17 protein-coding genes are annotated in these 22,153 nt (G+C 72.1%); 8 read left to right on the forward strand and 9 right to left on the reverse strand.

The features are described 5' to 3' along the window. Positions 1-124 precede the first annotated feature (124 nt). The 3 genes from ACQPXS_RS30615 to ACQPXS_RS30625 all read right to left on the reverse strand — a co-directional run bounded on the left by ACQPXS_RS30615 (position 125) and on the right by ACQPXS_RS30625 (position 2,156). Complete coding sequence (locus ACQPXS_RS30615; protein ID WP_351799703.1) at positions 125-427, reverse strand: hypothetical protein; 303 nt, start codon at positions 425-427, stop codon at positions 125-127. Positions 428-431: 4 nt separating this feature from the next. Then, positions 432-1,091 (reverse strand): TetR/AcrR family transcriptional regulator, encoded by a 660-nt coding sequence (locus ACQPXS_RS30620; protein WP_356315026.1) that lies wholly within the window; start codon positions 1,089-1,091, stop codon positions 432-434. A 126-nt stretch (positions 1,092-1,217) separates the two neighbouring features. Next, entirely contained in the window at positions 1,218-2,156 is a 939-nt protein-coding gene (locus tag ACQPXS_RS30625; protein WP_433452479.1) for an AurF N-oxygenase family protein, read from the reverse strand. Between the two features lie 123 nt (positions 2,157-2,279). Between ACQPXS_RS30625 and ACQPXS_RS30630 the strand changes: the two genes are divergently transcribed. Both ACQPXS_RS30630 and ACQPXS_RS30635 read left to right on the forward strand, forming a co-directional pair. Then, positions 2,280-3,389: a ferritin-like domain-containing protein gene (locus ACQPXS_RS30630; RefSeq protein WP_433452481.1), complete on the forward strand. Its 1,110-nt coding sequence runs from the start codon at positions 2,280-2,282 to the stop codon at positions 3,387-3,389. 578 nt (positions 3,390-3,967) lie between these two features. Beyond that, entirely contained in the window at positions 3,968-4,807 is an 840-nt protein-coding gene (locus ACQPXS_RS30635) for a hypothetical protein (protein ID WP_433456022.1), read from the forward strand. Between the two features lie 37 nt (positions 4,808-4,844). Here the strand turns inward: ACQPXS_RS30635 and ACQPXS_RS30640 are convergent, their stop codons facing one another. The 5 genes from ACQPXS_RS30640 to ACQPXS_RS30660 all read right to left on the reverse strand — a co-directional run bounded on the left by ACQPXS_RS30640 (position 4,845) and on the right by ACQPXS_RS30660 (position 10,427). Then, a complete protein-coding gene (locus tag ACQPXS_RS30640; protein ID WP_433456024.1) occupies positions 4,845-6,302 on the reverse strand; it encodes a penicillin-binding transpeptidase domain-containing protein in 1,458 nt (485 codons plus the stop codon). Positions 6,303-6,325: 23 nt separating this feature from the next. After that, positions 6,326-7,687, reverse strand: coding sequence for an FtsW/RodA/SpoVE family cell cycle protein (locus tag ACQPXS_RS30645; protein WP_433452483.1), 1,362 nt, complete (start codon positions 7,685-7,687; stop codon positions 6,326-6,328). A 71-nt stretch (positions 7,688-7,758) separates the two neighbouring features. Then, positions 7,759-9,009, reverse strand: a complete 1,251-nt coding sequence (locus ACQPXS_RS30650) for an ATP-binding protein (protein ID WP_433452485.1) — start codon at positions 9,007-9,009, stop codon at positions 7,759-7,761. Then, positions 9,006-9,791 (reverse strand): hypothetical protein, encoded by a 786-nt coding sequence (locus tag ACQPXS_RS30655; protein ID WP_433452486.1) that lies wholly within the window; start codon positions 9,789-9,791, stop codon positions 9,006-9,008. Before ACQPXS_RS30655 ends, ACQPXS_RS30650 begins: the two co-directional genes overlap by 4 nt. Positions 9,792-9,917: 126 nt before the next feature. Then, entirely contained in the window at positions 9,918-10,427 is a 510-nt protein-coding gene (locus ACQPXS_RS30660; protein WP_351799723.1) for a protein-tyrosine phosphatase family protein, read from the reverse strand. A gap of 99 nt (positions 10,428-10,526) precedes the next feature. Here ACQPXS_RS30660 and ACQPXS_RS30665 point away from each other — a divergent pair, with 99 nt between their 5' ends. Continuing rightward, complete coding sequence (locus ACQPXS_RS30665) at positions 10,527-11,330, forward strand: NERD domain-containing protein (RefSeq protein WP_433452488.1); 804 nt, start codon at positions 10,527-10,529, stop codon at positions 11,328-11,330. Positions 11,331-11,346: 16 nt separating this feature from the next. On the opposite strand, the gene ligD is transcribed toward ACQPXS_RS30665, so the two are convergent. After that, positions 11,347-12,234, reverse strand: a complete 888-nt coding sequence (gene ligD, locus ACQPXS_RS30670; protein WP_433452490.1) for a non-homologous end-joining DNA ligase — start codon at positions 12,232-12,234, stop codon at positions 11,347-11,349. A 151-nt stretch (positions 12,235-12,385) separates the two neighbouring features. Here ligD and ACQPXS_RS30675 point away from each other — a divergent pair, with 151 nt between their 5' ends. The 5 genes from ACQPXS_RS30675 to ACQPXS_RS30695 all read left to right on the forward strand — a co-directional run bounded on the left by ACQPXS_RS30675 (position 12,386) and on the right by ACQPXS_RS30695 (position 22,116). Beyond that, positions 12,386-13,438, forward strand: coding sequence for a Ku protein (locus ACQPXS_RS30675; protein ID WP_433452491.1), 1,053 nt, complete (start codon positions 12,386-12,388; stop codon positions 13,436-13,438). 232 nt (positions 13,439-13,670) lie between these two features. After that, on the forward strand, positions 13,671-15,779 hold the full coding sequence (locus ACQPXS_RS30680; RefSeq protein WP_433452493.1) for a protein kinase domain-containing protein: 2,109 nt from the start codon (positions 13,671-13,673) through the stop codon (positions 15,777-15,779). A 1,080-nt stretch (positions 15,780-16,859) separates the two neighbouring features. Continuing rightward, on the forward strand, positions 16,860-19,379 hold the full coding sequence (locus tag ACQPXS_RS30685; RefSeq protein ID WP_433452494.1) for a DUF4132 domain-containing protein: 2,520 nt from the start codon (positions 16,860-16,862) through the stop codon (positions 19,377-19,379). Further along, on the forward strand, positions 19,379-21,724 hold the full coding sequence (locus ACQPXS_RS30690; RefSeq protein ID WP_433452495.1) for a DUF4132 domain-containing protein: 2,346 nt from the start codon (positions 19,379-19,381) through the stop codon (positions 21,722-21,724). Before ACQPXS_RS30685 ends, ACQPXS_RS30690 begins: the two co-directional genes overlap by 1 nt. Continuing rightward, a complete protein-coding gene (locus tag ACQPXS_RS30695; protein ID WP_433452497.1) occupies positions 21,724-22,116 on the forward strand; it encodes a hypothetical protein in 393 nt (130 codons plus the stop codon). Before ACQPXS_RS30690 ends, ACQPXS_RS30695 begins: the two co-directional genes overlap by 1 nt. Positions 22,117-22,153 lie beyond the last annotated feature (37 nt).

A 22,153-nucleotide genomic window follows, 5' to 3' on the forward strand; every position in this document is an offset into this window, starting at 1 on the left:
GTCATCACCTCGGGTGCGGGGAGGGATTCCCGGCGGGCGGGCTGGTCGCCTCCTATCGCACCGCGATTATCAGATGTATCCGTGCGGGGCGCGCTCCTGGCGTGCGCGGTTCGGCGCACGCCTGTCACCCGTTCGTGTCGCCCGGCTCGCGCGGCGGTGCGGCAGCGGGCTTCGACCAGGGCCACCGGAGCCTTCCGCCGGAGGTGTCGTCCGGGTCGTACTGGTACTTCCACCCCTGGATCAGGCCCAGCCGCCTGCTGTGTCCGCGCGGCACGCGGCGGTAGACCAGCACCGTGGGCGGGCCGCCGTCCGGGTCCGGGACGGGGATGCGGTACGTCTTCGGAGGGTGCCCGGTGGGCCCGACCATGACCGGCAGCACGCGCCCGTCCATGGGGCCGCCCTCGAAGGGGGTGATCTGGCTCTTCACGGCTTCAGTCTCGGCCATCCTCGCCGAGGGCGCCGACGACGGCGGCCGTCTGCGGGTCCCGGGCCGCGGTGACCGTGAGGACGGCCATGAACTGCTCCACCAGCCAGGTGCGCAGCTCCTCCACCGGGGGCTGCTTGCCCTCGTCGAGCCAGATCAGGGAGGCCGCCTCCACGGCCGTGATCCACGTGCGGACGGTCATGCGCAGCCGGGGGCCGGGCTCGGCGACGCCGAGGTGGCTGTAGATGTGCTCGGCGGCGGCCCGGCGCACCCCGTCCACGATGGCGGTCGTCCGCGAGGTCTCCACCACGCTGCCGCCCTGGAGCAGTGCGCTGAAGCCGGTGTCGTGCTCGTCGACGAAGCTCAGATAGCGGTCCAGGGCGCGGGACAGACGGGGCAGCAGGGGTCCCTCGCGCGGCTCGTCGAAGCACAGCCGGAGCTCTTCGGCGGCCGAGCGCAGCGCGGCCTCGTACAACTGCTGTTTGCCGCCCGGGAAGTACCGGTACACCAGGGGGCGCGACACCCCGGCGGCCTCCGCCACGTCGTCCAGCGACACGTCCTCGGGGGCGCGGTGCGCGAAGAGGCCCAGGGCGGCGGCGAGCAGCTGGCTTCGCCGCTCCTCGACGCTGAGGCGGCGGTAGGCGGGGGTGGCGGCGGACGGGGTCATGGCCGCCAGCGTAATCGCTCCGCTCGGGGGCCGTCCGTGGTCCGCCGGTCCGTTGTGGCTGGTCGCGCGCACGCGGCTCGGCCGCATGCCGCTACAGCCCCGCGCCCCTCGGGCCGGCACGCCCGCCTACGCCAGGAGGCCGGACGACCTCCACAGCCGCCGCCCCATCCCGCGCAGCACCCCGATGTCGTCCAGGAAGTCCGTCAACCGCTTCGCCCCCGTCTGCATCACCTCGCGCCGATGCCCGCTGGCCTTCACCTGGGCCATCGCCTCCCGCTTGTCCAGGCCCACGTTCGTGTAGACCTCGGGGTTCACGAAGGCGACCGAGAAGACGCGGGCGAACTCACCCGAGGTGATCCGGGTGAACTCCTGGGACCACTTCGGCGCCGTCACCATCTGGCGCCGCAGCTCCTCGCGGGCGTACCGGACGTGCCGGGCCTCCTCGACCACGTGGATGCGGGTCACGCCGCGGATGAGGGGCTGGACCCGCTCGTCGGGGAACGTCAGCCGCTGCATCCAGTCGAGGACCTCCTCGCCGAGCAGCGTGGCGGTGAAGGAGCCCGGGGTCGTGGAGATGGTCTTGAACAGGCGGCCGAGGTTCTGGTGGACCCTGCTGACCGGGTACCAGGGCGTGCCGCCGTGCGAGATCAGGCGCGCGAACATCTTGGAGTGCCGGCACTCGTCCTCGATCTCGGTCAGCGCGTAACGCACATGCGCGCTCGTCGCCGCCTTGTCGTAGATGTGCCGGACCAGCAGCTGCATCAGGATGATCTCGAACCAGATGCCGAGCGAGGCCAGCGCCGCCGCCTCGTGCTGGGAGAGCAGGATCCGCTGCTCCTCGCTCATCCGCCGCCACATCGGCGTGTCGTAGAGCGAGACCAGCTCCGGCGGCCAGAACCACTTGCCCTCCTCGAAGGGCGCGTCCCAGTCCAGCTCCTTGTCCGGGTCGAAGGAGTGCTTGGCGGAGGAGACGAGCAGCCGTTCGGCCACCTGCTCCCGGTCCTTGAGCAGGCCGAGCGCATCGCGCAGACCGTCCAGCGCGTCCGCTTCCGTCAGGGTCGTCATGGCTCCCTCACCTCGTTACCGGGGGTACGTCATCCTGCCCCTTATGAGACTGCCTGTCAGCAAGGCCGTCAATCCCTTGCACGTGACTTGTTGACTTCGCGTCTACGTGTGAGCCTGCGGGGTATGCCGACCCATGACCTGTACGCCAACGACCCCGGTGACCCCCTCTGGCGGGTGCCCGCGAGCGGCGCCGCCCGGTTCAGCTGGGAGTACGACGACGGCCGCGAACGGCTGCTCGCCCTGTACCAGAAGGGCAAGGACAAGCAGTGGGACGGGCAGCAGCGCATCGACTGGGACCTGGAGGTCGACCCGTACGACGCGCTCGGCACGCCCGAGGAGGCCATGTCCCTGTACGGCACCAGGTACTGGGACAAGATGACGGAGAAGGACAAGGGCGAGCTGCGGCGGCACTACGCCTCCTGGCAGTTCAGCCAGTTCCTGCACGGCGAGCAGGGCGCGATGATCTGCGCGGCGCGGATCGTGGAGTCGGTGCCCGACCTGGACGCCAAGTTCTACTCCGCTACCCAGACCATGGACGAGGCCCGGCACGCCGAGATCTACGGCCGGTTCCTGCACGAGAAGATGGGGCTCGTCTACCCGATCAACGACAATCTGCAGTCGCTGCTCGGCGACACGCTCCGGGACAGCCGCTGGGACATGCCCTACCTGGGCATGCAGGTCCTCATCGAGGGTCTGGCGCTGGCCGCGTTCGGGATGATCCGGGACACCACCGACAAGCCGCTGCCCAAGCAGATCCTGACCTACGTCATGCAGGACGAGGCCCGGCACGTGGCCTTCGGCCGGCTGGCGCTCAGGGACTACTACAAGCAGCTCACCGACGCCGAACTGCGCGAGCGCGAGGAGTTCGTCATCGAGGGCTGCTATCTGATGCGCGACCGGCTCCGGGGCGTGGAGGTCCTGGAGAACTTCGGCATCCCCAAGGCCGAGGCGGAGGAGCTGAGCGAGCGCTCCGAGTTCCTCCAGCTGTTCCGCAAGCTGCTGTTCAGCCGGATCGTGCCCTGCGTCAAGGACATCGGGCTGTGGGGCAAGCGGCTCCAGCAGGCCTATGTGGACATGGGCGTGCTGGAGATGGGGGACGCCAACCTGGATCTGCTGATGGCCCAGGACGAGGAACTGGCCGAGCAACTGGACGCGAAGCGCTTCGCCGCCGAGGAGCGGGAGCGGATCGCCGAGGTCCGGGAGGCGATCGAGTCGGGCGCGGCGGAGGACTGAGGCGGTGACCGCCCGAGGCGGCGGAGGGCTGGCGCGGCGGGGGGCTGGCGCGGCGGGGGGCTGGCGCGGCGGGGGGCTGAGGCGGCGGGGGGCTGAGGCGGCGGGGGGGCTGAGGCGGCGGAGGGCTGGCGCGGCGGGGGCTGAGGCGGCGCAGGGCTGGCGCGGCGGAGCGCTGAGGCGGCGGAGGACTGAGGCGGTGAACGCCCCACGCGGTGAACGCCCCACGCGGTGAACGCCCGAGGCGGCGGAGGACCGAGGCGGCGAAGGACCGAGGCGGCGAAGGAGTGGCGCGGCGGAGGGCTGAGGCGGTGAAAGCCCCGAGGCGGCGGCGGACTGGCGCGGCGAACGACCGAGGCGGCGGAGGAGTGACGCGGCGGAGCGCTGAGGCAGCGGAGGACTGAGGCGGTGAACGCCCGAGGCGGTGAACGCCCGAGGCGGTGCAGGACTGGCGCGGCGGAGGGCTGAGGCGGTGAACGCCCCGAGGCGGGGAACGACCGGCGCGGCGAACGACCGGTGCGGCGGAGCCCCGGGCGGCCGGCGGGGTGTTCACTCGCGTGCAGTAGCGTGCGGGCGTGTCCATGCCTCCGCCACCGCAGCAGCCGTACCCGAACGGCCAGCCGTACCCCAACGGCCCCCAGCAGCCGCCGAACCCGTACGCCCCGCCCCCGCAGGCCGCCCCCGGCCCGTACGGCTCCCCGTATCCGCCGCAGCAGCAGCCGTACCCGCCCCAGCAGCCCTACGCCCAGCAGCCGTACCCGGGCTGGGGCGCGCCGCCCATGGCCCCGCTGCCGAAGAAGCGGCGGATCGGGCTGATCCTCGGGATCGTGGGCGGCGTCGTCGTGGCGATCGTCGTGGTGCTCGCGCTGATCGGGATGGCGGTGGAGAGCGGCTTCCCCGAGGCGAAGAACAAGCTCACCCTGCCCCGGACGCTGCTCGACGGGAAGTACCGGCTCGCCCAGGACCTCTCCGACTCCGAGGGCAGGAAGATCGAGGACGAGGCCCACGGGGCCTGGGACGCCAAGGACCTCCACGGCGTGGTCGGCACCTACGACGTGGGCGGCGACGCGAGCAAGGGCACCCTGGTGGTCTCGGGCATGTACGGCCGGTTCAAGAACACCGACGCGGCCCGCAGGAACATGATGAAGGGCGCCGCCCAGGGCGCCAACGCCAAGGTCGCCGTCCCCGCGAAGGACTTCGAGCTCGGCGGCGTGACCATCAGCTGCGAGGTGGTGACCCAGGAGCAGATGGGCACGAAGTTCACCGTTCCCATGTGCGCCTGGGCGGACGGCAACACGGGCGCCACGGTCGCCACCGTGAACACGCCGCTCGCCTCGCAGAGCCCGTCGGACATCGACCTGGAGGCGGCCGCGAGGAACACCCTCCAGGTCCGCTCCGAGGCGGTCAAGCCGATCGGCTGACCGCCGGGCGCCCCTCAGGACGTGATGCGGCCGGTGCTCACCGGCCGAGGACCGCCCGCATCACGTCCCGCGCGATCGGCGCCGCGTCGCCACCGCCGCTGATCTCGCCCCGGTTCGCCGAGGCGTCCTCCACCACCACCGCGACCGCCACCTGCGGGTCCATGGAGTTGTCGGCCTGCGCCCAGGAGACGAACCAGGCGTACGGCATCCCGGAGTTGCCGACCCCGTGCTGCGCGGTGCCGGTCTTGCCGCCGACCAGGGCGCCGGGGATCGCCGCCCGGGTGCCGGTGCCCTCCCGGACCACATCGGCCATCAGCTCCTTCAGGCGTTCGGCCGTCGAGGGGTTGATCACCTGCCGCACCGGGTGCGCCCCGCTCCCGGCGAGCGTCTCGCCGCCGCGCCGGGTCGTCCGCTCCACCAGGTACGGCGTCCGCAGCTGCCCGCGGTCCGCCACGGCCGCCGCGACCATCGCCATCTGCAGGGGCGTGGCCCGCGTGTTGTACTGCCCGATCGAGGACAGCGCCAGCTGCGCCCGGTCCACGTGCGGGTCGAAGGTGCTGGGCGCCACGGAGAAGGGGATCCGCAGCCCGCTGTCGTTGAACCCGAACGCCCGCGCCGTGGCCACCATGTTCCGCACCCCGACGTCCACGCCCAGCTTGGCGAACACCGTGTTGCAGGACCACTCGAAGGCCGACCGCAGCGAGGCGTCCCGGCAGCCGTCGGCCTCGTTGGTCAGCCGGTTCGTGGCGCCGGGCAGTTGGTAGGGGTCCGGGGAGTCGGTGCGCGCGTCCAGGTCGGTCACCAGGCCCGCGTCCAGCGCCGCCGCCGCGGTGACCACCTTGAACGTCGACCCCGGCGGATAGGTCTGCCGTACCGCCCGGTTGAGCATCGGCTTCTCCGGGTCGTGGTTGAGCCGCGACCACGCCGCGGCGACCGCCTCGCCGTTGCCGGACAGCACCCCGGGGTCGTACGACGGACTCGACACCAGTGCCAGGACGCGGCCCGTGGCCGGCTCGACCGCGGCCACCGCGCCCTTGCGCCCGGCCAGCCCCCGGTAGGCCGCCTCCTGCGCGGCCCGGTTCAGCGTGGTCACGACGTTCCCGGCCGGAGCGAGCCGGCGCGTCACGTCGTTCCACAGCGGCAGCGGCGACAGCTCCGGATCCGTGCCGGAGAGCACCCCGTCCCCGGCGTGCTCCAGGAACGTGGTGCCGTACGACTGCGAGGCGAAACCGGTGACCGGCGCGTACAACGGGCCGTTCTTGTAGGTGCGTTCGTAGCGCAGCTGCTCGCCGGTGTCCACGGAGCCGGTGACCGGCTCGCCGCCGACCAGGATGTCGCCGCGCGGCCGGCCGTAACGGGCGATCTCGGCGCGCCGGTTGGCCGGGTTGTCGTCGTAGACCCGGGACTGCACCACCTGTACCCGGGCCGCGTTGACCAGCAGCGCCGCCAGCAGCAGCGCGCAGAACGCGCAGGCGTGCCGGATGTAGCGTCCCATCGGCCGCCCGTCGCCGTAGTCGCTCACGCCGCCTCCCGGCCGTCGTACTGGCTGCGCGCCGAGTCGCTCACCCGGATCAGCAGGGCCACGATCGCCCAGTTGGTGACCACCGAGGAGCCGCCCTGGGCGAGGAACGGCATCGCCATGCCGGTCAGCGGGATCAGCCCGGTGACCCCGCCCGCGATCACGAACACCTGCAGCGCGAGGATCGAGGCGAGCCCGACCGCGAGCAGCCGGCCGAAGGGCTCGCGCAGGGCGAGGCCCGCCCGGTAGCCGCGCTCCACCAGCAGCGCGTACAGCAGGAAGATCGCCGCGAGCCCCGCGAGGCCCAACTCCTCGCCCGCCGTGGCCAGGATGAAGTCCGACTTGGCGGCGAAGCCGATGAGGACGGAGTGGCCGAGCCCGAGCCCGGTGCCGAGCAGTCCGCCGGCGGCGAAGGCGAACAGCGACTGGGAGAGCTGGTTCGGGCCCAGCCCGGCCTCGATGGTGGCGAAGGGATGCAGCCAGTCCTCGATCCGCTGGTTGACATGCGGCTCCATCCGGCCGACGGCCACCGCGCCGAGGACGGCGAGCAGCAGACCGACGGCGGTCCAGCCCGTCCGCCCCGTGGCGACGTACAGCAGCACCACGAACAGCCCGAAGAACAGCAGAGAGGTGCCGAGGTCCCGCTCCAGGACGAGCACTCCGACGCTCAGCAGCCAGATCGTCACGATCGGCCCGAGCACCCGCCCGGTCGGGAACTGCAGCCGCCACAGCCGGCGGCCCGTGTACGCGAGCGCGTTGCGGTTGGCGGACAGGTAGGCGGCGTAGAACACCGCGAGCAGCACCTTCGCGAACTCGCCCGGCTGGATGGAGAACCCGGCGATCCGGATCCAGATCCGGGCGCCGTTGACCGCCGGGAACAGGATCGGCAGCGCGAGCAGCCCGAGCGCGGCGGCCACGCACACGTACGCGTACCGCTGCAGCGAGCGGTGGTCGCGCAGCACCAGCACGACGGCGATGAACAGCCCGACCCCGAGCGTGGACCACACGAGCTGGGCGGGAGCGGTCTGGTTGTGCGGGGTCTCCAGGTCCAGCCGGTAGATCAGGATCAGTCCGAGCCCGTTGAGCAGCACGGCGATCGGCAGGAACAGCGGGTCGGCGTACGGCGCCCGGACACGCACCGCGAGATGCGCCAGCAGCGCGAGCCCACCGAGCCCGGCGCCGTAGGCGGCGGCGCCGGGCGGCACGGTACCGGTCCGGGCCACCCCCACCGCGCAGTAGCCGTACACGGACAGCAGCACGGCCAGCACGATCAGGGCGAGTTCGATGCCACGGCGCCGGGGGAGGCGTACGACGGGTGCGGGAGCCTGCGCCGCCGCCACGGTGGTTCCGGCCTTGGTCATGCCCGGAACCTACCCAAACGGGACGTCTTGTGTGCTATGCCCGCTTGCGCCAGCGTGGCGTGGGGGGCGCTTCACCGCCCCCCGACCGCGGGCAGGATCAACGTGGCGACGGCCCCACCGTCCACCGCGTTCGCGAAGAGCAACCGCGCCCCCAGGACCTCCGCCTGCCCCGCGGCAATGGTCAGCCCCAGCCCGTGCCCGGTGGCCCCGCCCTCCGTACGGAACCGCTGCGGCCCATGCGCCACCAGATACTCCGGATACCCCTCCCCGTGGTCCCGTACGGTCACCACAGCGCCGTTCACCGTGAGAACCACCGGCGGTGCGCCGTGCTTGTGCGCGTTCGCCACCAGGTTCCCCAGCACCCGCTCCAGCCGCCGCCGATCGGTCTCCACCCGCGCGTCCACCAGGACGCGCACCTCGGTGTCGGTGCCCGAGGCGCGGACCACCCGCCGGGCCAGCGCCCCCAGTTCCTCGGTGTCCACCGCCGGCTTCTCCCGCCCGGTGTCCAGCCGGGAGATCTCCAGCAGGTCCTCGGTGAGGGTGCGCAGCGCCGCCACCCGGTCCCGCACCAGCTCCGTCGGCCGGCCCGGTGGCAGCAGCTCCGCCGCCGCGTGCAGCCCGGTGAGCGGAGTGCGCAGCTCGTGTGCCACGTCCGCGGTGAACCGCTGCTCGCTCAGCAGCTTGCTCTGCAGGCTCGACGCCATGGAGTCCAGCGCCGCCGCCACCGCGGCCACCTCGTCCTGCGGGCGGGACGGGTCCTTCGTACGGGGGTCGTCGACGCGGGCGTCCAGGTCGCCCGCGCTGATCCGCCGGGCCACCCGGGCGGTGCCGTGCAGCCGACGGGTCACCCGGGTCACCGCGAACACGCCGACCAGCACCGTCGCCCCGATCGCGAGCGCCGACGACCACAGGATGGACCGGTCGAGCCCGGCGATGGTGCGGGACTGCTGCGCGTAGTCGACGGCCACGGCGAGCGCCCGGTGCCCGGCCACCGGGCCCGCCGCCCACATGGTCGGGTGGCCGTCGTGCTGGGAGACCATGGTGCCGCGCTCGCCGGACGCCGCGAGCGCCCGCAGCGGCGCGGGCAGTCCCGCCGGGTCGACCCCGGCGTTCGGCAGCAGCGAGTCGCCGGCCTCGTACGCCTCGGTGGCGTCCGCGAGGCGGGACAGGGCCGTGCTGCGGGCCTGGCCGACGGTCTGGTTGGTCACCGAGACGTGCACCAGGACGCCGAGCAGCGCGGCCAGCGCACAGCACATCACCGTGATGAACGCGGCCGCCTTCACCGCGAGCGGCCCCGCCCAGCGGGGGAGCGCGAGCCTCATCGCGCGCCCGCGGAGGCGGCGGTGGAGGAGCCGGCGGAGGGGAGTGCGGCGGAGGGGAGTGCGGCGGGGGAGGCGGAGGACGAGGGCGCGTGCTTCTTGCCGTGCCGGCCCTTGCCGGTGTGCAGGTACTCGTCGCGGGAGAACACCATCGCGCGCTGCCCCGGGTCCCACACCCAGGTCGTGCGGTACTCGTAGCCGGAGATGTCGGCCGGCGAGCGCTCGATCAGCGCCCGCCCGGCCAGCTCCACGCCGATGATCGCGTCGTTGTCGGACAGCACCTGCACCAGCCTGTGCTTCTCCACGGTGTAGACCCGCACCCCCGTCTGGTTGGTCGGGTAGAGCCGGAAGCCGAGGGTCATGTCGTCCCGGCCGTCGCCGGTGAGGTCCTGGTAGTACGGCTTCAGCAGCGGGCAGCGGGCCCGGTCGCCGCCCGCCCGGCAGTCCTTCAGCCGGTCCACGGTCGCGTGGTACGCCCCCTTGGACCCGTAGTCGTCCGGATGCGCCTTGACCTCGGCCTCGACCACGTCCACCGGGTCCACCTCGCGGATGTCGTCGCGGGGGACGGTGATGCCCTTGACGACCTCCCTGGTCGCCACGTCGTAGGGGTAGGCGGGGCTGGACGCCGGGCGCAGGTCCGGCCAGAGCTTGGCGGGGCTGACGGCGGTCGGGGTGGCGCCCGCGCCCCGCAGCCCGCCGGTGTCCCCGCAGGCCACCGCCGTCGCCGACAGCAGGGCGACGGCGGCAGCGGTGAGGGCGGTGCGCGCGGGACGGCGGGCTGGCACGGTGCTCCTGGGGCGTCGGGGCCGGTCGTGGCCCCGTACACCTTATTCGTAGACGAGGAAAATTCTTATGTAAGTCGTACGTAAGTCCTTTTTGCTCCCGTTGGGGGCCGGGCGCTGGGAGAGAGGCTACTCGGCCAGCTCCTCCAGCAGCCGCACCGTCGACAGGCCCGCGCGCAGGTACTCCACGAACAGCTTGTTGTGCAGCGCCCACGCCGAGCGCCGGGCCCGGATCAGCTGGATCACCTCGTCCGGCGCGGCATGCCCCCGCTGCACCAGCGCGTGCGCGACGACCAGGCCCGAGCGGTTGTACCCGTGGTAGCAGCGCACGAGCACCCGGCGCCCGGCGTCCAGCGCCTCGTTCGCCGCCCGCGCCAGCCGGATCACCCCGGCGAGCTGCGTCCCGTCCAGCGGGCCGTCCGGTATCGGCCACACATGGTGCTCGACCCCCGGATCGGGGCCGTACCCCGGCAGCCGCAGCAGCGTCTGCACCACATCGAACTCGTCGCGTACGACGGCGAGCTCCGTCCGTCCCGAGCGGCCCCGGAACTCGTGCCCGCCCATCCACAGGCCCGGCACGATCTCGTCCCAGGCGCTCTCCGGAGCCGGTACGTCGGGCTGCTTTCCGCGGATCCGCAACGGCGCCTCCCCAACTCCCCTCGCAGGGCTGTCCTCCACGGTAACCGGTCTTGCCCCGAGAGCACCCCGCCTGTTCCCATGGTCGAGGGGTGATGGCGCATGAGCGCACTGCGCGTGGTGCCGGCCTATCGGCACGGCCGGGAACGGCTGTACGTCTGCCGCCCGGACGGAAGCAACGCCGCCTGGTACGACCGTGAGACAGGCCGGGTCAACCTGCTCGCCGAGGACAGCAGGGACGACGTACTGGAAGCCCTGAAGCCGTTCCTGACCGGCCCGGTGACCGTGGGCCCGCCACCCGTGCCCACCCCCGCGGAACTCGCCCGGCTGACCCTGCACCCTGACGACGACCTGGCGCCCAACCGCCCCGGCGAGGCCCTGCTCGTCGCCCTCGACCGCGACCCCGGCCCCGCCCGCCGGTTCCGCCCCGACCCGCGCCGCCGCGCCCTGGCCGCCGAGGAGGCCGTCGGCACGGTCCTGGACGGCCTGGAGGGGGCCGGCTGGCACACCCTGCACTCCATCGCCCTGCCCGGCGGCGACCGCATCCACCATTTGCTCCTCGGCCCCGGCGGCCTGTTCGCCGTACACGCCCTGTACGCCCGCAAGTCCCGGGTCCTGATCGCCGACCCGATGGTCACCGTGGGCCGTCGCGACGCCGAGCCGCTGCTGCGCCGGCTGCGGTCCGTCGCCGACCGGGCCTCCTACGCCCTGACCGCCGAGGTCCGCCCGGTCCTGGCCCTCGCGGGCCCGGCCGAGCTGACGGTGAGCGTCCCGCCGCGCTCGGTACGCGTCCTCCAGGACACCGAACTGGCGGGCCTGGCCCGGTTCGGCGGGGTGCTCAAGCCGGCGGACGTGGAGGCGCTGCACGGGATGGCGCGGGACCGGAACACGTGGGGGAGGGTGTAGCTCAGCTCAGCTCAGTTCAGGGGAGGGGGGCCGCCCTTTCCGGGTCCAGCACGGGTGCCATCAGGTCCCCGAGGTCCTGCAGCCGCGACGCGATGTCCTCCGCCCGGAACTCCAGCTGCGCCGGGTCGCTGCAGTCGGCGACCTCCTCCCAGGTCACCGGCGCGGACACCAGCGGGGCCCGGCGGGCGCGCAGCGTGTACGGGGTGGCCGTGGTCTTGCGTGCCGCGTTCTGGCTCCAGTCGACGAACACCTTGCCCGGTCTCAGGCTCTTCGTCATCCGGTGCACCACGAGCCGCGGCATCGCCCGCTCGGCCTCCACGGCCAGCGCCTTCGCGTACTCGCTCGTCCGCTCGGAGGACGAGCCCCGCACCGACGCCAGCAGATGCAGACCCTTCGACCCGGCCGTCTTCGGATACGCCTCGATGCCGTCCGCCGCGAGCCGCTCACGCAGCCACAGGGCCACCTCGCAGCAGTGGACGACGGTCGCGGGCGCCCCCGGGTCGAGGTCGAAGACCAGCCGGTCGGCCTCGTACGGGGTCTGCACCAGCCACTGATGCGTGTGGAACTCGGCGACCAGATTCGCCGCCCAGACCAGGCTCGCCAGATCCTGCAGGACGACCATCCGGGCCGGGCTGTCCGCCGAGGACCGCGGCACCTCCGCGGTGGTGACCCACTCGGGCGTACCGGGCGGAACGTTCTTCGTGAAGAACAGCTGCCCCTGCGGACCGTCCGGATAGCGCAGGAAGGACACGGCCCGGTCGCGCAGGTGCGGCAGCAGCACATCGGCGCTGGTCGCGTAGTAGTGGACCAGCTCCGCCTTGGTGAAGCCGGTCTCCGGATACAGCACCTTCTCCAGGTTGCTGAGCGCGAGCCGCCGCCCCTCCACCTCTGTGATAGGCGTCATACGATGACAATCCCAGACAAACGGCAGTAAGCGGTGTAACCGGCGGATTCGACAGATTGGGCGGATCGGTCAGATCCGGCAGCTTGAGCCGGCAGCTCGATCCGGCAGATCAGCCGTGTCCGCCGGCTCCGGCAGAGGAAGGGTGCGGCACGTGCGATCCATCTGGAACGGGGCCATCTCCTTCGGGCTCGTCAGCATCCCGATCAAGCTGGTGAACGCCACGGAGAGCCATGCGATCTCCTTCCGCCAGATCCACACCGAGGACAACGGCCGCATCCGCTACCGCAAGGTGTGCGAACTGGAGGACCGCGAGGTCAGCCAGGCCGAGATCGGCAAGGCGTACGAGGACGCGGACGGCACGATGATCCCGATCACCGACGACGACCTCTCCCACCTGCCGATCCCGACCGCCCGCACGATCGAGATCGTGGCCTTCGTACCGGCCGACCGGATCGACCCGCTCCAGATGGGCGCGGCGTACTACCTGGCCGCCGGCGGGGCGCCCGCGGCCAAGCCGTACACCCTGCTCCGCGAGGCCCTCAAACGCAGCAACAAGGTGGCCATCGCGAAGTACGCCCTGCGCGGCCGCGAACGCCTCGGCATGCTCCGGGTCGTCGGCGACGCCATCGCCATGCACGGCCTGCTCTGGCCCGACGAGGTCCGCGCACCCGAGGGCGTCGCCCCCGACACCCACGTCACCCTCCGCGACAAGGAACTCGACCTCGCCGACGCCCTGATGGACACCCTCGGCGAGGTCGACCTCGAAGACCTCCACGACGAGTACCAGGAGGCCCTGGAGGAGGTCATCGCCGCGAAGGCCTCCGGCGAGGCTCCACCGGAGGCCCCGGCCCCGGCCGCCGCCGGCAAGGTGCTGGACCTGATGGCCGCACTGGAGAACAGCGTGCGGGCGGCCCGCGAATCCCGCGGTGAGGCACCCGCCGCGGCCGAGGCCGAGGTCAGACCCCTCACGCGCAGGGCCGCGCCCAAGGCGGCGGGGGGCAAGAAGTCGACGGCCACGGCGAAGAAGACGACGACTGGGAAGAAGCCGGAACCGGCCCGCAAGTCGACGTCCAAGGCCGCCTCCAAGACGGCGTCCAAGACGGCGTCCAAGGCGGCCCAGGGTGCGAAGAAGACGGCGGCGACGAAGAGCACGGAGAAGAAGACGGCGGCGAAGAAGGCGGCGTCGCGGAAGCGGACGGCTTGAGGAGGCGACGGCCGACGCGACACCTGAGCGGGCCCGCGAAACGAGGCGTCCGGCCCACTGGACGGCCGCCGGCGAGGTCTACGGCGGGCGTCAACCACGCACGCGGATACGCGAGCCGAGCTGCACCCGTTCTGGGTGACTTGCCGCTCTCCGGGCGATGTGCGATACGTGGAGAGGGCCCGTTAAGCGCTCGCCGAGGACCCCCTGTCGGCCGTCCTGGAAGAAGAGTGCCATGACAGGAGCGCAAGAGGCCGCCGGGCGCGTGATCACCGGACGTTACCGGCTTCTGCGCCGGCTCGGCACCGGCGGCATGGGACGTGTGTGGCTGGCGTACGACCAGGAACTGGCCTGCGAGGTCGCGCTCAAGGAGATCATTCTGCCGCCGGACATCCCCGAATGCGAGGTGAGCTCCCGGATCGCCAGGGCCCGCGGCGAGGCCCGGCACGCCGCCCGGCTGCGCAACCATCCGCATGTCGTCACCGTGCACGACATCGTGGAGGAGGACGGCCTGCCGTGGATCGTCATGGAATACGTCCCCGACGCCATGGACCTGGAGGCGGTGGTGCGCGAGCGGGGGCCGCTGCCGCCCCGCGAGGTCGCCCGGATCGGTCTGGCGGTCCTCGACGCCCTGCTGGAGGGACACCGGCTCGGTGTCCTGCACCGGGACGTCAAACCGGCCAACATCCTGCTGACCCGTCCGGGGCCCCACCCCTCGTATCCGACAGAGGGCGGCGACCGGGTGATGCTCACCGACTACGGCATCGCGCTGGAGCCGAGCTCCGGGGAGGACCGCCTGACCGCCACCCTGGAGATCCTCGGGACGCCGCGCTTCATGGCCCCGGAGCGGGCCAACAGCCGGCCGCCCACCCCTGCCGCCGACCTGTTCTCACTCGGGGCCACCCTGTACTACGCCCTCGAGGGGACCGGTCCCTTCGACCGCGACACCGCCCTCACCTCGCTGAGCGCCCTGCTGTTCGAGTCCCCGAACCCGCCGCGCCGGACGACGGAGCTGACCCCGGTCCTCGTCGGGCTGCTGGCCAAGGACCCCGCGGACAGGATGGACGGTGAGGAGGCCGCCCGGCGGCTCGCCGCCATCGCCGACCAGCCCCACCCCGCCCCTTCGCAGGAACCGGCTCCCTCGCCGGAGGTGCCGCCGCCCGAGCGGCCCCCCGCCCCGAAGCCGCCGCGCCCCCAGGAACCGGCCCCGCCGACCGAGATCCTGTCGCCGGCCGAGCCGGAGGTACCGACCGCCCCGCCCCCGGAACCGCCGCCGTGCAAAGGGGACGAGGCCCGGCAGCAGCTCCGCCCGCCGCGGCCCGGAGACCGACGGCCCGGAAACCGACGGGCCAGGCTCATCGCGGGGGCGGCGCTGGTGGCGCTCGCCGCGGCGGGCGGCGGCATCTACCTGGCACAGTCCGGTTCCTCGGGTCCTGAAGCCACCACACCGTCCGTGTCCTCGATCCGGGTCGGCAACTCCCCGGGCGGGGTGGCGGTGTCGCCGGACGGGCGCCGGGCCTACGCGACCAACTACTTCGACCCGGCCTCGGTGTCGGTGATCGACACCGCCACCAATCGCACCGTGGGCAACCCCATTCCCGTCGGCAGCAAGCCGCAGGGGGTGGCGGTCTCCCCGGACGGACGCCGGGCCTATGTGGCCAACTCCGGCTCGAATTCGGTGTCGGTGATCGACACCGCCACCAACCGCACGATGGGCAACCCCATCGATGTCGGCAAGAACCCCATCAGGCTGGCCGTCTCCCAGGACGGACGCCGGGCCTACGCGGCCAACGCCGGCTCGGATTCGGTGTCCGTGATCGACACCGCCACCAATCGCACCGTGGGCAAACCCATTCCGGTCGGCGACAACCCGCAGGGGGTGGCGGTCTCGCCGGACGGTCGCCGGGCCTACGCGGCGGATGCCGGTTCGGATTCGGTGTCGGTGATCGACACGGCCACCAACCGCACGGTGGGCGCCCCCATCGTCGTCGGCAAGAACCCGGTCGGGGTGGCGGTCTCCCAGGACGGTCGCCGGGCCTACGCGGCCAATGCGGGCTCGGATTCGGTGTCGGTGATCGACACGGCCACCAACCGCACGGTGGGCGCCCCCATCGTCGTCGGCAAGAACCCGGTCGGGGTGGCGGTCTCCCAGGACGGTCGCCGGGCCTACGCGGCCAATGCGGGCTCGGATTCGGTGTCGGTGATCGACACGGCCACCAACCGCACCGTGGGCACCCCCATCACTGTCGACGGATACCCGGTGTGGGTGGCCGTCTCCCAGGACGGACGCCGGGCCTACGCGGCCAACGCCGGCTCGGCCTCGGTGTCGGTGATCAAGTTCTAGCTCGCCCTTTTCGCTTGGGGCGGCGGGGTCGAGTTGGTCGCGGTGGTCGAGGTGGGCGAACGCGGTGACAGGTTCGTGCGCCATGGCCAGGTCGTCGCGGACCTCGTCCGCAGGCCAGTGGCCAAGGGACAGCAGGTGCTGCAGTCCGTTGCGGGGCGGCGTGGCCGGCGTACTCGGCGATCTGCCACTGTCGCCCACTGTCGCTCCTGCATGCGGCAGGGGCACACGACTGCGGAACGGCTCCGCACACACCGCCCCACTACCGCCCCGCCCCACCCCGCTGCATTCTGCACATCCAGGCCTTTGACCAGGGAAAATGCAGTGGTCCGGCTGTAGCGGCAAACTGTAGTGCTAACCTGACAAACCAGGAGCAATCCACCACCCGAGCCACGGGAGATCATGATGGCGACAAGCGCCCGGAAGCGCATCCGACACCTCGTCGGTGCGTTTTGCCTTGCCGCGCTGCTCGCCGCAACGGTGGGCGTGACGAGTGCTGAGGCACTGCCTCAGACAACGAAGGCCACGGCGGAATCACTGAGCGCGGCATCAAACGACCCGTGCGTGGGTCCCCAGGACCCGCCGGGCTGTATCCCCGAGTGAGGCAACCGCCACTGACACGACAGCTGTAGATCGTGATCTCGTGGTCGACAGTCACGTGGTTGCCGCTGCGGCGACCACGTTCCAGCGGCGGTGACAGGCGATAGCGCGATGCTCCCAATGCCTTTGGCCGTTTAGGCTCGTGCGTGCAGTGACTCTTCTGGCGACGGCGCAGCAGTTCCTTCCCATCCCGCTCCCAGGTGAACGCGGGCTTGCGCAGGAGCGCGCGGAAGTTGCCCATTGCGTCAGCACGGCGGGCAAGAGCATGCGGTACTCCTGATCGAGTACGGCTCGAGTACGGCCTTGCGGGGCAGCCAGTCCTCCAGGAAGCCGGCGGCCTGGCCGGGACTCCAGCACAGCGGACCGCGACGTTGCCGTTGCGGGTGTCGAACCGGGCCGACAGCAGCCGGACCTCGTGATTCAACAGGCCTGAGCAGCCCGCGGATCGACCCCGTTGTCAGTCCCCCCTGTCATCATCCCGCCATGCTGTACGAAGCCCTGGTGGCCGAATCCCGCAGGAACGACTCGCTCGACGACGTGAGGTCTGCCGCGCTCGACCGCGCGCGCTGGCTCGTCGAGCTTCTGGAACGTCAGCGGACGGAGCCCCGGTGGGACGCCGCAGCGGCGTTGCGAGGAACGGACACACTGGAGCGGATTCAGGCGATACGAGCAGCGACCCAGGCCGAGATCGACGGGCGGCTTGCGGCCTGCTCGGAGGAGGAGGGCAGGGCCGCGGCCCTGTGCCTGATGCTGGCAGCCTGCTTCGACCACACGGCCTTTTGGCAGTATGAGACCGAGATCGCGTCCCTGGTCTCGCGGTTGCGCGGCTGGACGCCCGACGAGGTCGCGGTGATGCTGCTCCGGGCCACCGAGTACGACATGGGTTTCTGGTTCGCCGCTGCGCTCGGGCTGGTGCTGAAGGCCGCCGAGCAACTCGACGCCGACGGCCGCCGTGCGGTCATGCCCTGGCTGCGGCACGCGCACGCGGAGCTCATGGACACCGATGTGGCGGCACGCCGGCGCGGACAGCTCACCAAGCGCCTGCGCGCACTGCTCGCGAGCGTGGAGGAGGCGTCCATACCCGACGGACTGATCCCCGCTTACGCTCCTTGGGCCGCCCCGCTGAACGACCGTGCGAAGACGTCGCCGACACCCCAACTGGCGGACCTCCTGCGGCACATGGCGAGCCTGTCGGGCCCGCGTCCCACGCAGAGGTGGCGGCGGACCTGCCTCGAACTCGCGGAGGCGGCGTCGGCGCAGGAGGTCCTGGCCGACGTCCTGCGGGTGCTGGCCGAGGGCGACCCGCTGTGCAGCAGCGGAAGCGGTGCGCACACCGGCTGGATCGGCGGTGGTTACCACTACCACTACGTCGTCCACCAGAACGACGGGGACCTGGCGCGCGGTGTCGTCTGGGCGGCCGCGCTGACCGGCGGCCCGGCCGCGGTCCGGCACCTCGGCGCGCTCGCTCTGCGGACCGGCGCGGCCGGAACCGGTGTGATCGAGGATCCCAAGCTCGCGGGCGCGGCGATCAACGCGTTGGCCGAGACCGGCGATCCGGCCTCCCTGGAGGCCCTGTGGCGGCTGCAGTCCCGGATCAAGCACCGGGCGCTGCGCAAGCAGCTCGACACCGCGCTGGTGACGGCGGCCGGCAAGCAGGGCATCACGGCGGAGCAGCTCATCGAGCGCAGCGTCCCGGACCACGGTCTGGCGCCGGACGGCTCGCTGGAACGGGAGCTGGGCGGACACCGGGTACGGGTGGCGATCGAGGACGCGGCGACCGTGCGGCTCACCTTCACGCGTCCCGACGGGGCGACGTCCCGTACGGCTCCGGCGGCTGTGAAGGAGGGCTTCCCGGAAGAGCTGAGGGAGTTGAAGGATCTGGCCAAGGCGGTGCGGGGGACGCTGTCGGGGGAGCGGGCCCGCGTCGAGGCGTTGATGTCGGCCGGGCGCGAGTGGCCGTACGACGAGTGGTGCCGCCACTACCGCGACCACCCGGTCACCGGCGTTCTCGTCCGCGGCCTGATCTGGGAGTTCCGGAACGCCGGGGATGCGGACGGCGAGTGGCGTGCGGTGGCACCGACGGCCGACCCGCCCGGCGAGCCCGAGCGCGTCCGGTTGTGGCATCCGATCCGGGCGCAGGCACACGACATCAGGGCGTGGCGGGAGCGGCTCGTCGCCGAGCGGCTGCGGCAGCCGTTCAAGCAGGCCTTCCGGGAGATCTACCTGCTCACCCCGGCGGAGGAGGAGACCGGCGTCTACTCCAACCGGTTCGCCGCCCACATCGTCCACTACCGGCAGCTCTACGCGCTGTTCAAGGAACGCGGCTGGCAGGCCAACTTCCTCGGCCGCTACGACGGCGGCTACCACGGGCAGGCGCGGGCCGAGTTCGGCGACGGCCAGTGGCGGGCCTGCTTCCACCACGAGCCCGCAGCCGACGACGGGGGCTACGCGCCCGAGCACGCCGCGACGGACCAGGTCCGCTTCGAGCGGCGGGACGGCCGGCGCTGGCGGGAGGTTCCGCTGACGCAGGTGCCCCCGCTGGTGTTCAGCGAGGCGATGCGCGACGTCGACCTGTTCGTGGGCGTGACCTCGATCGCAGCCGACCCCGACTGGACCGACCGGGGCGAGGACCGCTACGCCGGCTACTGGCGGACGGCCACGTTCGGCGCGCTGACGGCGAGCGCCGAGGTCCGCCGCGAGGCGCTGGAACGGATCCTGCCGCGCCTGAAGATCGCCGCCCGGTGCTCGCTCGAAGGCCGATTCCTGCTGATCCGCGGGGACCTGGGCACGTACAAGATCCATCTGGGCTCGGCCAACATCCTGATGGAACCGGACGACAGGTACCTGTGCATCGTCCCGACACGTGGCAAGGGCGACGGAAAGGTCTTCCTGCCGTTCGAGGACGAGCGGCTGTCCTTGATCCTCAGCAAGGCGTTCCTGCTCGCCGCCGACACCGAGATCACGGACAGGACGATCGTCCGCCAGATCAAGAGGGGTGCCTGATGGACCTCGCAACGCGGCTGATGCGCGCGCTGACCGACCCTGACTTCACACTCGACGACGAGGACAGCCACCCGGACCTGACGCAGGTCTCCGACGAGGAGCTCGGCGGCCTGCTCGCGGCGGCCCAGCGGGTGGACGCCTCGGCCACGCACCCGATGACGAGGGTCCGCTTCGCGGTCGAGGACGCGGCCAGGGAACGGCAGCCGCGTTACACGCCCGACGCGTGCCGCCGGGTGTTCGAAGCACTCGCCGAAAGGTACGAGGCGCGCGGGTGGGCGGACCTCACCCTGGGGCCGGCCGCGCTGGAGCACTGCACCGGGCCCCTGCCCGACGTCTCCGAACCCGCCCGTGCCGTGGTCGAGCTGTGGGTGGAGAAGGACACGGTACGTCAGCCGTACGCGCTCCTCGCGATCGCCAGGCTCGCCGGCGACGGACCACTGCGCGCGGCCATGGAGCGTCTCTCCCGTGACGTGGGCCCCATCGTCGCGGACGAGATCGCCGCCATCGCCGGCCTCGCCCCGGCCGAACAGGCACCGCTGTCCGAGTTCGACCGGTACCACGGGCTCGACTCGCCGCCCGCGTACGTGTGGCGCCGGTCGGCGGACAACCCCGCCTATGCGGCGTTCGCCCGCCGTGCCCTGGAAGCGGCGGCCGCCCGCACCGACGCCATCCGGGCGGGCGAGATCCCCTACCGGGCGGACAAGGCGTTCACGGACCGGGAGATCACCACGCTCGGACGGGCCCTGCGGGTGGCGCTGCTCCGCGACGAGCCCTGGCTGCCCGAGCTGTTCGAGCGGCTGCTGCCCGGCATCGCTCTCGCCCCGACGCCGGCCAAGACGCTTCCGTCGCAGGCCTTGCTGTACGAGGTGGTCCGCGCCGCGCAGGACTTCCCGACACCCGAGCTGGTGACCGCGATCCGCACCGTGCGCCGGACCGTCCGGCACGCCGGGGTACCCAAGCAACTCGACAAGATGCTCAAGAAGGTCGACGCGGCCCTGGCCGAACGCACCGACGTGGCGCTACGGCTCCCGCGGCTGGGGTTCGACACCGCACCCATCGGCGGCTCCACCACGGGCGGCGTCCTGCGCCGGACGGCCGGCGACTACCAGGCCGTCGTCACGGTCACCGAGACGGCGACGCTGACCTGGGAGAAGGACGGCCGTCCGCTGCGCAGCGTCCCGGCGCCGGTCCGCCGCGACCATGCGGCCCTGGTCAAGGAACTTCGCGAGCTGGTGAAGCGAGTGAACGCCCAACTCGCCACCCTGATCCGCGCCTTGGAAGGCGGCTACACCGCCGACGCCGTTCACCCGTACGGCTGGTGGCGCACCGAGCTGGCCGGCCACCCCCTCGCCCGCACCCTCGTACGCCGGCTGATCTGGGAGATCGAGGTGGCACCGGGTGAGTGGCGGGCCGTACTGCCCGAGACGGACGAGCACCTTCCCGACGCGCCCGACGACGCCTCCGTACGACTCTGGCACCCGCTCCGCTCCGAGCCGGACGCCGTGCGGGCCTGGCGGGACCTGCTCACTGAGCGGTGCATACGGCAACCCTTCAAACAGGCGTTCCGCGAGATCTACCTCCTCACCCCGGCCGAGGAGCACACCCGCGGCTACTCCAACCGCTTCGCCGCGCACCTCGTCCACTACCGCACGATGTTCGCCCTGTTCCGGGCCCGGGGATGGAAGAGCCGCCTGCTCGGCCCCTGGGACGGCGGGGACTGCGACGCAGCCGAGCGCACCCTGGCGGCCGGGGGATGGCGGGTCCGCTTCATCCACACCTGGGCCGACTGGTCGGGCGAGGACGAACTGGCCTCGACCGACCAGGTGCGATTCGACCGCCGGGTGGAGGGCGCCTGGCGCGAGGCACCGCTCGCCGACGTGCCCCCGCTGGTGTTCAGTGAGGCGATGCGCGACGTGGACCTCTTCGTCGGCGTGACCTCGATCGCCGCCGATCCCGACTGGACCGACGGCGGCCCCCGGCGCACCTACTGGGAACGGGCAGGGTTCGCCGAGCTGACGGAGAGCGCCGAGGCGCGCCGCGACGTGCTGCGGCGTATCCTGCCGCGTCTGAAGATCGCCGACCGGTGCACGCTCGAAGGCCGCTTCCTCGTCGTCCGCGGCGAGTTGCGCACGTACAAGATCCACCTGGGCTCGGCCAACATCCTGATGGAGCCGGACGACAGCTACCTGTGCATCGTCCCGTCGCGGCGCTCGGGAGAGGGCACGGTGTTCCTGCCGTTCGAGGACGCCCGGCTCTCCCTGATCCTCAGCAAGGCATTCCTGCTCGCGGCCGACACCGAGATCACCGACGAGTCCATCCTCATGCAGATCAAGCGAGGTGTCTGATGGCCACCGTGACGTTCCGGGACGAGACCGCGACGGGCAAGCCGCTCACCGAGTGGGAGGTCACCGGCGTGCCGGAACGGATGACCGTAGGGGAGCTGATCAGGCTCCGGGTCCGCGAGGAGGTCGCCCGGCACAACGCCCGCCCGAGCAACCGCTTCAACGGGCTCGTCCGCCCCGACGACGCCGAGACGGAGCTCAATGGCTACCGACTCCGCGAACCCCGCCGCATCGACTGGGAACGCCAGGCCGAGATCGCCGAAAGCGCCTTCCTGGCCAACGGATTCTTCATGCTGGCCGGCGATCGCCAGGTCGAGGACCTCGATGAGATCGTGGACCTCACCGTCGATCCCGACCTGGTCTTCATCAAGCTCGTCGCCCTCGTCGGCGGCTGAGAGACCGGCCGTGGTTCCCCGCCCGACCTGGCACGCG

The sequence above is a fragment of the Streptomyces sp. CA-142005 genome (assembly GCF_050942335.1).
Classification (GTDB): domain Bacteria; phylum Actinomycetota; class Actinomycetes; order Streptomycetales; family Streptomycetaceae; genus Streptomyces.